Raw genomic sequence first — 11,135 nt, 5'->3', positions numbered from 1 at the left:
CGCCGCCGCACGGGTGGCGAGAGTCGCCCGGCACGCGCTGCCCGGCACCGGTGACCACTGGCGGTCCGGCGCCCGGACGCACCTGGCCCTGCGGCCCGTGGAACGGGAACGGGAACGGGTGCGCCGCGCGGGCGGCACGGCGCACCTGGCGCGTCGCGTGGCCGCGTCCCTGGCCGAGCGGCCCGACGTGCTCTTCGCGTACTGGGACGAGGGACTCGCGCGCCTGGTGGTGACCGCGACCGAGGAGGAGGCCGCCGACCGGGTCGTCGAGCATGCCGCGGGTCTGGCCGCACACCACGGGCTCGAACTGTCCGCCGGCGACGTGGAGGAGACCACGCACCCGGCGGACCCGTCCGGGGTGCGCCATGCGGTGGCCGCGCTCGCGGCCGACGGGGCGGGCGTCGGCGTCGCGCTCGCCGCGTACGGACTCCGCCTGCCCCCCTCGCCCCGGATCGTCACCGCGGCGGTGACCCTGCTGCGGGAGAACCCGCGCTTTCGCGCCTGGCTGCGCGCCCGGCTCGGCGACGACGGGATGGACCTCGTCCTGGCCTTCGCGAACGCCGCCGCCCACGGCGCCGGCCAGAGCCCCACGTCCCTCGTGCTGGACGGCGTGCTGCGCGCCTGCCAGGTGGCCGAGACGGTGGCCCGCGCGGCGGCCTTCGACCGCGTGCACGACCGGCTCTGCGCGCCCGACCGGGTCAGCCTGCCCCCGGACGGTGCCGCGCGCCCACCCCTGCGGGAGCCGCCCGCCCTGGAGTACGCCTCGCACGCCTCCGCGGGCAGCGTGCTGGGCGCCGCGGCGACGCTGCTGGTCAAGCACGACGGCGCCGAGGCGGCCGAGGCGGTGCTCGCCGGTTCGCCCAAGGCCGCCCGCTACGGTCCCGCCGCCTTCCACGCCGTGCTCAGCGCCCTGCTCGCCCGGACCGGAGTGCTGGTCCGCGACCCGGCCCGGCTGCGCCGGCTGGAGATGACCGGGACCGTCGTGCTGCACGCCGGCGCGCTCCGCGCCGACGGGGGCGAGGCCGACCCGTGGGCCGAGCCCGTGCTGGACGCGGCCCGCCGGGCCGGCCTGAGGGTGGTGCTCGTCGACGATCCCGCCCTGGAGGACTTCACCGGCCTCGCCGACCAGGTCGTCGACGCCCGCCGCCCGCTGGACGACGTGGTGTACGAGGCCCGCGGGGGCTCGGGCGCCGTGCTCACGGTCGCCCGCGTGGGCGCGGCCGAGGAACGCGACGTCCTGGCCGCGCTGCGTGGCAGCGACGTCGCCGTCGCCCTCACCGACCGGGACGGCGCGGTCGTGTGGGGCGCGGACATCCTGGCGCTGCGCGGACTTCCGGACGTGTGGCGGGTGCTGACCGCGATTCCCGCGGCGCGCGCGGTCGGCCGGCGCGCCCAGACCATGGCCCGCTCCGGAGCCGCGCTGTCCGGTCTCCTCGTGGCCGTCGGCGAGTCCAGTGGCGGCCAGGGGCGCCGCGCCGCGCTGCCCGGACTCCGGCACGCGCCCGTCGACGCCGCGGCCGCCACCGCCCTGCTGTCCGGGATGCGGTCCGCGCTCGGCGTGGCGGCGGCCCGCGCCCCGCACCCGCGGCCCCGTGTGCACTGGCACGAGCTGGACCCGGACCAGGCCCGGGACCGGCTGGAGCACGAACCCGCCGCCGGGCGCACCCCGTTCGCAGAGCTGACCGCACGCGTGCGCGCGGCGGCCGAAGGCGTCACCCGGCACCCCGCGGCGTCACCCGCACGCTGGTCCTACCGGCTCGCCGGGGCCGTTCGCGGCGAACTGCACGACCCGCTCACCCCGGTCCTCGCGGTCGGCTCGGCCGCGTCCGCGATCCTCGGCTCCGTCGTGGACGCCCTGCTCGTCGTCGGCGCCCTCGACCTGAACGCCCTGGTCGGCGGCGTTCAGCGACTGCGGGCCGAACGGGCGCTGTCCGGTCTCGTCGCGGAGCAGCAGCAGAAGGCACGCCTCGTACCGCCGAAGGAGGAGGCACCGGCCGGCGGCACCCGCACCGTGGAGGCGGGCAAGCTCCAGCCGGGGGACGTGATCCAGCTCAAGGGCGACGACGTGGTGCCGGCCGACGCCCGCCTGCTGTGGCAGGACGGCCTGGAGGTCGACGAGTCGGCGCTGACCGGCGAGTCCCTGCCGGTGGAGAAGCAGATCGCGCCCACCCCGCACGCCGCCGTCGCCGACCGGCGCTGCATGGTCTTCGAGGGTACGACCGTGGTGGCGGGGGAGGCCCGGGCCGTCGTGGTCGACACCGGCGAGCGCACCGAGGCCGCCCGCGCCGTCCACCTCGCCGCGCGCATACCTCCGGCGGCCGGAGTGCAGGCCCGGCTGCAGGAACTCACCCGCAAGGCACTGCCGTTGACGCTGGCCGGCGGCGCCGCGGTGACCGGCCTGGCGCTGCTGCGCGGCACCGCGATCCGCGAGGCGGTCAGCGGCGGCGTGGCGGTGGCGGTGGCCGCCGTCCCGGAGGGGCTGCCCCTGGTGGCCACGGTCGCGCAGTTGGCCGCCGCCCGCCGGCTCAGCCGCGGCGGCGTCCTCGTGCGCACCCCGCGGACGCTGGAGGCGCTGGGGCGGATGGACACCATCTGCTTCGACAAGACCGGCACGCTCACCGAGAACCGGTTGCGGCTGGTGCGCACCTCCGACGCGGGCGGGACCGTGCGCGCGGTGGACGACGCCGGGTCCGCGGAGACGGTGCGGGCCGCCGCGCGGGCCTGCCCGCGGGTCAACGGCGGTTCCGAGCGGCCGGTGCACGCCACGGACGAGGCCGTCCTGGACGCGGCCGGCCCCGACCCGGACTGGACGCAGCTCGCGGGCCTGCCGTTCGAGGCGGCCCGCGGCTACGCCGCCGCCGTGGGTCACACCGGGCACGGGCGGAGCGTCCTCGTGGTGAAGGGGGCCCCGGAGACCGTGCTGCCCGCCTGCACCGGGCTCCCGGCAGCCGTCACGGACGCGCCGGCGGAGCTCGCCGGGCGCGGCCTGCGCGTGCTGGCCGTGGCCGAACGGCGCCTCGACGAGGGCGAAGAGGAGTCCGAAGCGCTCGAACATCCGTTGCGGCAGCTGGAGTTCACCGGTCTGCTGGCGCTGTCCGACGTACCGCGCGACACCTCCACGGCTCTCGTGAGCGGTCTGCACCAGGCAGGTGTGCGCCCCGTGATGCTCACCGGCGACCACCCGCAGACCGCGCGGGCCATCGCGGGCGACCTGGGCTGGCCGGAGGAGACCGTCGTGGTCACCGGCGACGAGCTGGCGGCCGCGGACCGCGCGGCCCGGGCGCGGATGCTGCGCGACGCGGGTGTGGTGGCCCGGGTGGCGCCCGAGCAGAAGCTCCAGGTGGTGGAGGCGCTGCGGGACGCGGGCCGGGTGGTCGGCATGGTGGGCGACGGCGCCAACGACGCCGCGGCCATCCGCGCCGCCGACATCGGCGTCGGCATCAGCGCCCGCGGCTCGGCGGCCGCGCGCAACGCCGCCGACATCGTCCTCACCGACGACGACCTGACCGTCCTGATCGACGCGGTCGGCGAGGGCCGTGCCCTGTGGCACAGCGTGGCGGACGCCATCGCGATCCTCATCGGCGGCAACGCGGGCGAGGTCGGCTTCGGCATCCTCGGCACGCTGCTGTCGGGCCGGGCGCCGCTGTCCACCCGGCAGATGCTCATGGTGAACCTGTTCACCGACCTGTTCCCCTCGATGGCGGTGGCCGTCACGGAGAAGGAGGGCGAGGCGGACCTGGCGCATGTGGAGGAGGCGTCCGGGGTGCTGGGCGACCCGCTGCTGCGGCAGATCCGGCACCGGGCGCTCACCACCTGCCTGGGCGCGGTCACGGCCTGGCTGATCGGCCGTTTCACCCCGGGCACCGACCGGCGCTCCGGCACCATGGCGCTGTGCGGGGTCGTCGGCACCCAGCTCGTGCAGACCCTCCTCGACCGGCGGGACAGCCGGCTGGTGCAGATCACCTGTCTGGGGTCCGCCGCGGCCCTCCTCGCCGTGGTCCAGACACCCCTCCTCAGCCAGGCCTTCGGATGCACCCCGCTCGGCCCGGTCGCCTGGGCCGGCGTTATGGCGGCGATCGCCCTGGCACTGGCGGGACAGCGGGTGCTGCCCCGCCTGGAGGAGACCGTCGTACGGCTGCTGCCCAGCTCACTGGCGACCACCGGGTCCGGGGCCGCTTGATCTAGACGGCCTCCTCCGGGGGCTGCCCGACAGCCTCCTCGCTGCCGGCCGGCATCCGCGCCGGCTCGCCGGCCGGGACCGAACCGGCTCTCGCCGGAAGGTGGTTGAAGAGCAGGTTCAGCACGATCGGGGACAGGCAGCCCGCGCTGGCGACAGCTTCATCGCGCCGCCCGCGATCAGCGGCACCGCGACGGCGCCCGCGTACATCGCGAGCACGTGCTGCGGCCCGAAGGCGGCCAGTTGCCGTACGGGTGGTATCTCGTCGACGGGGTGCACGTCTTCGGTCGTGGGCATTTGGGCTCCCAAGCGGCGGGTGGAGGTGGCATGCGAGCAGGACGAGACCCGTGAGGGCGTTGCACAGTCTGTTGATTCCGTACGGTTGCCGCTGTGTGTCCTGCCCGCCCGGCGACCGGTGATGCCTCCACCGCGGGACTACGCCGACCGCGCCGCCTCCAGGAGCGTGTCCCAGTCGGAGAGCTTCACCACGCTCCGCCCCAGCCGCGCCCCCAGCTCGGCCTCGGCCCGCTCGATGGCCAGCCAGCCGCCCCAGGGCACGGGTTCGATGCCGGCCGCGCGCAGCGCCGCCACCGCATCCTCCGGCACCTCCGCGCGCGCGAGCACGGGGGCGTCCGCGAGCAGGGAGGTCACGGTCTCCTTGGCGCAGGACCGGTTGCTGCCGATGACACCCGTCGGGCCCCGCTTGATCCACCCGGCGACGTACTCGCCGGGCGATGCCGTGCCGCCTCGGACGACCCGCCCCGCCACGTGGGGCACCGTGCCGCTCGCCGCGTCGAACGGCAGCCCGTCCAGCGGCACTCCGCGGTAGCCCACCGAGCGCAGCACCAACTGCGCGGGCACGTCCTCGTACCGCCCCGTGCCCGTCACCCCGCCCTGGCCGTCCGGCGCGGTCCGTTCGAAGCGGACGGCCCCCACCCGGCCGTCGTCCGCGAGGAGTTCCACGGGACGCAGGAAGAACCGCAGCCGGATCCGCCGTGAGACGCCGGACGGGGGCCGGACGGCCCAGTCGCGCAGCACCTCCAGATTGCGGCGCTGACCCGGCGGCAAGGCGCCGGAGTCGGCCGGGTCGAGAGTCAACTCGGCGGGGTCGACCACGACCTCGGTGCCGGGCAGCGCGCCCAGCTCGCGCAGCTCCTTGGTGGTGAAACGGGCCTGCGCGGGGCCGCGCCGGCCCACCATGTGCACCTCGGCGAGTTCGCTCGCCGCCAGCGCGTCCAGCGCCCCCTGCGGCATGTCCGTCGGCCGCAGTTCCGCCGCGCTCCGCACCAGCATCCGGGAGACGTCCACCGCGACGTTGCCCACGCCGATCACCACCGCCGAGCGCACTCCGCGCAGGAAGCCCGCGTCGGCCGCGTCCGGATGCGCGCTGTACCAGGACACGAACTCGGTCGCCGACCAGCTGCCCGGCAGCTCCTCGCCGGGAATCCCCAGCCGGCGGTCGGTCGCGGCGCCCACGCAGTACACCACCGCGTGGTAAAGGCCGCGCAGCCGCTGCACCGGCAGTCCGCCGGCGCCGTCGCCCACCCGGACCCCGCCCAGGAACCGCACCCGCTCGTGCTCCAGCACCGTCCGCAGGCTGCCCTGCAGGGACTTGATCTTCTCGTGGTCCGGGGCGACGCCGTACCGGACCAGGCCGTACGGGCACGGCAGCCGGTCGAGGACGTCCACGCGCACCTCGGCGTCCCGCTGGACGAGGTTCTGGGCGGTGTAGCACCCGCTCGGTCCGGAACCGACGACGGCGACTCGCAGCACGGCGGTACTCCTGACGCGGAAGGAGAGTGCCTGACTGCTCCAGCATGGCACCGCCGGGCCCGCTCGGGCAGACGCCGGCGGGGTGACGCGATTGCGTGTCCTTCGTATGGAATGTGATCATGCGGTTACGTTGCGTGTGTGCTAGAAGCATCCTTTCTTGATCTTTCTGATCGAAATGCGGAGGACGGCGCGGTGTCCGTGTGGCCCGCGTGGGAGGTGCGTGAGCACGACGGCACCACGTCCTGGCTGCACGTCCGACTGGCCTTCCCCGACGGGGCCCGGGTCGACGCCCTGGCCGTGGTGAGCGGCGGGTGCGTGTCCATCGAGGACGTCACCGCCCGGCCCGCCCTGTCTCTCGACGACCTGACCGTGCTCGCGGACTGGATCGAGGGGCCGCTGTCCGACGCGTGCGCGGCGGCGGCCGGGGAGTCGTACCCGGACGGTGCGCCGGGCCTGGACGGGACCGCGCGGCGCGCCCGGCCGTCCTGGCCGCGCGGGATCGAGGGCTGCCGGCTCCTCGCGCAGCGGTACCGCGCCGCGCAGGAGCAGGGTGCCGACCCGGTGCTCGCCGTGATGCACGCGACGGGGCACAGCCGCCGGCGCTCGCTCAGGCTGATCGCCCAGGCGCGGGACGCGGGCTTCCTGACGCCGCGTCACGCCAGGAGGTAGCCAGCTTTCCTGACGCCGCGTCGCGTCGGAGCTAGGCCGGCCCTGAAACCGCGTCACGTTCGTTACTAGGCCAGCTTCCTGACGTCGCGTCACGCGTGACGGCAGGCGGGGGAGTCCGCCCTCAGGGCGTGCTCGGCCGCTCCTCGGTGGCGAAGAACCGCGAGAGATCCTGCTTGCCCGCGTCGGCGCACGTGTCGCTCTCCGGCGGCACGCCCAGCTCCCAGCCGAGCCCGTACCGCTGGAACAGCTCCGCACGCAGCGCCGGGACGGGCATCGGCACGCCCGGCACGAGCGCCGCGTACACCGCCCCCATCAGCAGCGCCCGCAGCATCGGGTAGTCGGCCGCCACGTCCTCGGCGCCGTAGCGGGCCACCGTGTCGCCGAGCAGCTCCGCCAGCCGCCGCTGCTCGGGGCACTGCACGAAGCCCTCGGCCTGCAGCAGCCCCGCCATGTGCTGGCGCATCAGCACGGGACGGTCGCGCGCCAGCCCCAGGATCGCGTCGATCGCGCGGGCCAGCCGCTCCCGGCCGTCGTCGGTGCGCGGCTCCCGCTCCAGCGCCTCCTCCAGCGTGCGGTGCATCAGCCGGTGGACGGCGGACTGCACCAACTGGCGCTTGCCGGGGAAGTAGTAGGACACCAGTCCGCGCGCCGAGCCGGCGCGGTCCGCGATGTCGGCCAGCGTCGTGGCCTCGAACCCGCGCTCGTCGACCAGCTCCACGGCGGCCTGCAGCAGCCGCTCGCGGGAACGTCGGCGCAACTCTTCGTTGACCGAGGCGCTGCGCGGGGACATGCTGGAAACTCCTGCGTTGACTGGCTGCCAGCCAACTATACTCAACGCAGCGGGTACCGCCACGTGCGGGCCCTTTTCAGGGCTGCCGTCCGTCTGGGGCGACGCGGGGGATCGTCTCAGACGGACGGCGTTGGACCTTCGGGCGGTAGCCGTCCCGCATGCCTGCAGTGGAGGTCGCGGGGGTGGTCGCGATACGCCGCTTGAGCGCTCGCCCGGCTGATGCCCCTGATCGGAGCGCACACCGAACGTGTCCTGAGCGACGCCGACGCCTGCCTCGGATTCCTCACCGCCCAGGATCGCCAGAGCCCGCAGCATCCGCGGAACGCCCGGCTCCATCAAGGGCGCTCACGACGAAGCCCGACTGTGTGAGGTGGGCGGGGCTGAAGAGACGACATCAACGCGCCTGCAGCGCGGAATCGCCGGCGTTCTCCCGGGGCAGCGATGGTCGAGAGGCGGCCCTTGTTCGCGGAGGTTCAGCCCAGCGCGCGCAGGCCGGGGACGAGCGCCACCAGCACCGGGATCACCGGCACCAGTGCGGCGGCCGCCGTGAGCCGCAGCCGGCGCAGTGCCGGGAGGCGGTCGGGCGGGGTCAGCAGCCGGTGCACCCGCTGCGGAACGTGGGCCTGCGGGGCCGGGCTCGGCCCGAACACGCCCCGCTCCTCGTTCAGCCCGACCAGCGCCAGCGCGGTCGTGAGCCGGCCGAAGCGCCGCGAGGCCATGTCGTCGGCGGCCAGCTCCACCAGCCGGTGCATCTCGTCCCGGAACGCGGCGAACACCGGCACCTGCGGGAACCCGCCCGCGAGCGCGGCGGAGCAGTGCAGCAGCCAGTCGTGCCGTGCCTGCGCGTGCCCCTCCTCGTGGGCCAGCAGCGCGTCCAGTTGACGCCCCTTCAGGCGGCGCAGCGCGGCCGTGGTGACGACCAGCCGGGGCGCCGCTCCGGACAGCCACCAGGCGTCGGGACGCTCGCCCTCCAGCACCACCAGCCGGCCGCCCGACGGCTCCTCGCCCGGCAGCAGCGGGGCCCGCACCAGCAGTTCGGCCCGCCGCGCGCGACGCCGGGTCCGGGTCCGTACGACCTCCCGCACCAGCATCGCGAGGCTCCACAGTCCACCGGAGGCGAGGGTCACGGCGGTGGCCGCCGCCCAGTGGCCCGCCGTGCCGAGGGCGTATGCGTCCACCACCGCGCGCGGCGCCCTGGCGAACACGTGCCCGCGCACCGCCTGCCAGGCGGCCGCCGCGCTCAGTGTCATCGACAGCGCGCAGCACAGCAGGACGGCCGCCACGACGCACTGCCACACCCAGAGGGCGAGGACCGGTTCACGGTCCGGCCAGTCGGCCCGGGCGAGCAGGCGCGGGGCGGCGACGGCGGTCAGGGCGCCGAGCAACAGCAGGGCCACGGGGACCATCATGGGCAGCAGCCTATGAGCGCACGGCCGCCCGGCGGTACGGTCCGCGGCGCCGAAGTGACGCAGGCAACGCGCGGGCGACCGTGTGGGCGCGGGGCTCGCCCGGTCGGCACCATGGCCGACGGCGGGTGACGCCCGGCGACGGGTGGGCTCGTGGCTCGCCCGGTCAGCGGCAGTGCCGGCATGGGCGACGCCCTGCGCCCGGTGGGCTCGGGGCTCACATGGTCAGCAGCATGGCCACCATGCCGATCCCCATGGACAGCCGGCACGCCCGGGCCAGTTCCGGGCGGTCGCCCCAGCGCGCCGCGACGGTGCCGCCGGAGGTGACGGCGGCCGGTACGAGGCGGGCGCCGGACAGCAGCACGTACCCCGTGAAGTAGACGAGGAGCGCGCCGGTCACCAGCGGCAGCCCGATGCCGCCGTGGACGTGGTGCTCGGCGGGCGGGGCCTCGGCCATCGCCGCCGACATGTAGACCATCGCCGATGTGCCCACCAGATGGTGCAGATGGTGCGGCCTGCTGCGCGCGGCCCACAGCGCGCGCAGCGCCGCCACCCCGAACACGGCCGCGTACACCGGCCACGTCCACCTCGGCGGCGTGAACACCGCCGCCGGTACGGCCATGGCGGCCATGCCGAAGCCCATCAGCGCCTCGCCGCCCGCGGCCCGGCGCTGCTCCTCGACCTCGCTGCGCATCCGCAGCAGGCAGTAGGCGCCGGTCGCCGCGCACAGCGCGACCAGCAGCCAGGCTGCCGACACCGGTCCGTGCACGCGCACCTCCCCGCTCGACGGTCGGTCGAGGGATGCAGTGCCCACGCTATGCGGCGCGCACGCAAGCGCAAGGTTGTACACGGGGAGCGTTCGGCGGAGCACAGCAGGTGAGCTCGGTCCGGCACAATAATTTACAGATAAAACACATGCTAAATTGATTCCATGAGCAGCGTGACCCGCCTCCGTCTCCCCCTCGCCGGAGTGCTCCGTCTCGGGCGGCCCTCCGACATCTGGTTCAAGCCCGCGCTGAGCGTGGTCGCCGCGGTCGCCCCGCCGAACCTGATCCTGCTGGCTCTCGGCCGCCTCGACCTCGCCATGTACACGATGGCGGGGTCCCTGTGCGCCCTGTACGGCCACAACCGGCCCTACGCCGTCCGCGCCCGCGCGCTCGGCTGGGTGGTGCTCGGCATGCTCGGCGGTGTCGCCGTCGCGCTGCTCGCGGCGTCCCTCACCTCCGACGCCGTCGTCCTCGTCACCGTCGGCGCCCTGATGGCGGCCGTCCAGAAGGCCGTCTGCGACGCCACCCGCATCGGTCCGCCGGGAAACGTGGTCCTGACGTTCATCAGCTCCGCCTCGCTGTTCGCACCGCAGACCCTCGCCCAGGTCCCCGGACACCTCGGGCTGGCGCTCGCGGCCGGCGCCTGGGCCTGGCTCGTCGGCATGGCGCCCGGACTGCTCCGCCCGCACGGCCCCGAGCGCCGCGCCACCGCCCAGGCCCTCGACGCCGCCTCCGTGTACGCGGACACGCGCGGCACCGCCGACGGCCACACCCGGGCCAGAGCCGCGAGCGCCGCCGCCATCCACGCCGCCTGGCAGTCGCTGTCGGCCGCAGGCCCCGACCCCGACCGCACGCGCCGCGCCCTCGAGCACCTTCTCGTCCGTGCCGAGGTGGCCCTCGCCGCGCCCGCAGACTCCGACCCCGCGCGGCTGCGCGGCTGGGCCCGCGCCCTGCGCGGCACCGGGCGTGTCCCGCGTGTCGCGTCCTCGCTCGAGGCAGCCGACGAACTCCTCGGTGTGGATGCCGGGCAGGCCCTTCCACGCCGGCCGCTGCGGCACCGCCTGGGGCCCTTCGCCCCGATCGCCGTGCGCACCGCGGTCGGCTGCGCTCTCGCCGGGTACGTCTCCCTGGCGCTGGGGGTCGGCCGTCCGTACTGGGCGCTGGTCACCGCGGCCTCCCTGTACCAGGCCAACGTCACCCTCACCTGGCGCCGGGGCGTCCAGCGTGTCATCGGCAACCTGGTCGGGGTCCTCGTCTTCGCCGCCCTCGCGCCGCTCGCGCACCTCCACCCGATGGCCCTGGTGCTGTGCTGCCTCGCCCTGAACTTCGGCGCGGAGGCGCTGATCGGGCGCAACTACTGGCTCGGCACCGTCTGCGTCACGCCGATGGCCCTGCTCATCACCGAGTTCGCCCGCACCCAGAACCCGGCCGAGCTGATCACCGACCGGGTCGCCGACACCCTCGTGGGCGCGTTGGTCGGCTTCGTCGCGGCGGTGGCCGTCACCAACCGGCGCAGCGGCGACCGCCTGGAGCACGCGCTGACGGCGGCGGAG

At 75.5% G+C, this 11,135-nt stretch carries 7 protein-coding genes and 1 pseudogene; 3 read left to right on the top strand and 5 right to left on the bottom strand.

The genetic code is table 11. From position 1 onward, the window contains the following. On the top strand, positions 1-4,180 hold a 4,180-nt coding region (locus ACLU3S_RS32505), incomplete at its 5' end, for an HAD-IC family P-type ATPase (RefSeq protein ID WP_413955568.1). A 135-nt stretch (positions 4,181-4,315) separates the two neighbouring features. On the opposite strand, the pseudogene ACLU3S_RS32500 reads toward ACLU3S_RS32505, so the two are convergent. Then, a pseudogene (locus tag ACLU3S_RS32500) lies at positions 4,316-4,474 on the bottom strand (purine permease); the annotation flags it as partial. A 138-nt stretch (positions 4,475-4,612) separates the two neighbouring features. Continuing rightward, positions 4,613-5,950 carry an FAD-dependent oxidoreductase gene (locus ACLU3S_RS32495; protein ID WP_413955567.1) on the bottom strand — a complete coding sequence of 446 codons (1,338 nt, stop codon included), beginning with the start codon at positions 5,948-5,950 and terminating at the stop codon, positions 4,613-4,615. A gap of 192 nt (positions 5,951-6,142) precedes the next feature. Between ACLU3S_RS32495 and ACLU3S_RS32490 the strand changes: the two genes are divergently transcribed. Continuing rightward, a complete protein-coding gene (locus ACLU3S_RS32490; RefSeq protein ID WP_413955566.1) occupies positions 6,143-6,619 on the top strand; it encodes a DUF6214 family protein in 477 nt (158 codons plus the stop codon). A 121-nt stretch (positions 6,620-6,740) separates the two neighbouring features. Here ACLU3S_RS32490 and ACLU3S_RS32485 read toward each other — a convergent pair whose 3' ends face one another. The 3 genes from ACLU3S_RS32485 to ACLU3S_RS32475 form a co-directional block, all read right to left on the bottom strand. Then, positions 6,741-7,409 (bottom strand): TetR/AcrR family transcriptional regulator, encoded by a 669-nt coding sequence (locus tag ACLU3S_RS32485; RefSeq protein WP_413955565.1) that lies wholly within the window; start codon positions 7,407-7,409, stop codon positions 6,741-6,743. 473 nt (positions 7,410-7,882) lie between these two features. Beyond that, positions 7,883-8,818 (bottom strand): M56 family metallopeptidase, encoded by a 936-nt coding sequence (locus tag ACLU3S_RS32480; RefSeq protein ID WP_413955564.1) that lies wholly within the window; start codon positions 8,816-8,818, stop codon positions 7,883-7,885. Positions 8,819-9,032: 214 nt separating this feature from the next. After that, positions 9,033-9,584 (bottom strand): DUF5134 domain-containing protein, encoded by a 552-nt coding sequence (locus tag ACLU3S_RS32475; protein WP_413955563.1) that lies wholly within the window; start codon positions 9,582-9,584, stop codon positions 9,033-9,035. 162 nt (positions 9,585-9,746) lie between these two features. On the opposite strand from ACLU3S_RS32475, the gene ACLU3S_RS32470 reads away from it, so the two are divergent. After that, positions 9,747-11,135, top strand: a 1,389-nt coding sequence (locus ACLU3S_RS32470) for an FUSC family protein (RefSeq protein ID WP_413955562.1), incomplete at its 3' end; no start/stop codon positions are given.

This window comes from Streptomyces sp. AF1A (genome assembly GCF_047340315.1).
Lineage (GTDB): Bacteria > Actinomycetota > Actinomycetes > Streptomycetales > Streptomycetaceae > Streptomyces.
The sequence above is the reverse complement of the archived record's forward strand: the minus strand, read 5'-3'. Positions and strand labels throughout refer to the sequence as shown.

What these genes read in the sequence shown, in the direction of transcription:
- ACLU3S_RS32485 (WP_413955565.1), bottom strand. Translation starts at nt 7,409, where the DNA reads ATGTCCCCGCGCAGCGCCTCGGTCAACGAAGAGTTGCGCCGACGTTCC.
- ACLU3S_RS32480 (WP_413955564.1), bottom strand. Translation starts at nt 8,818, where the DNA reads ATGATGGTCCCCGTGGCCCTGCTGTTGCTCGGCGCCCTGACCGCCGTC.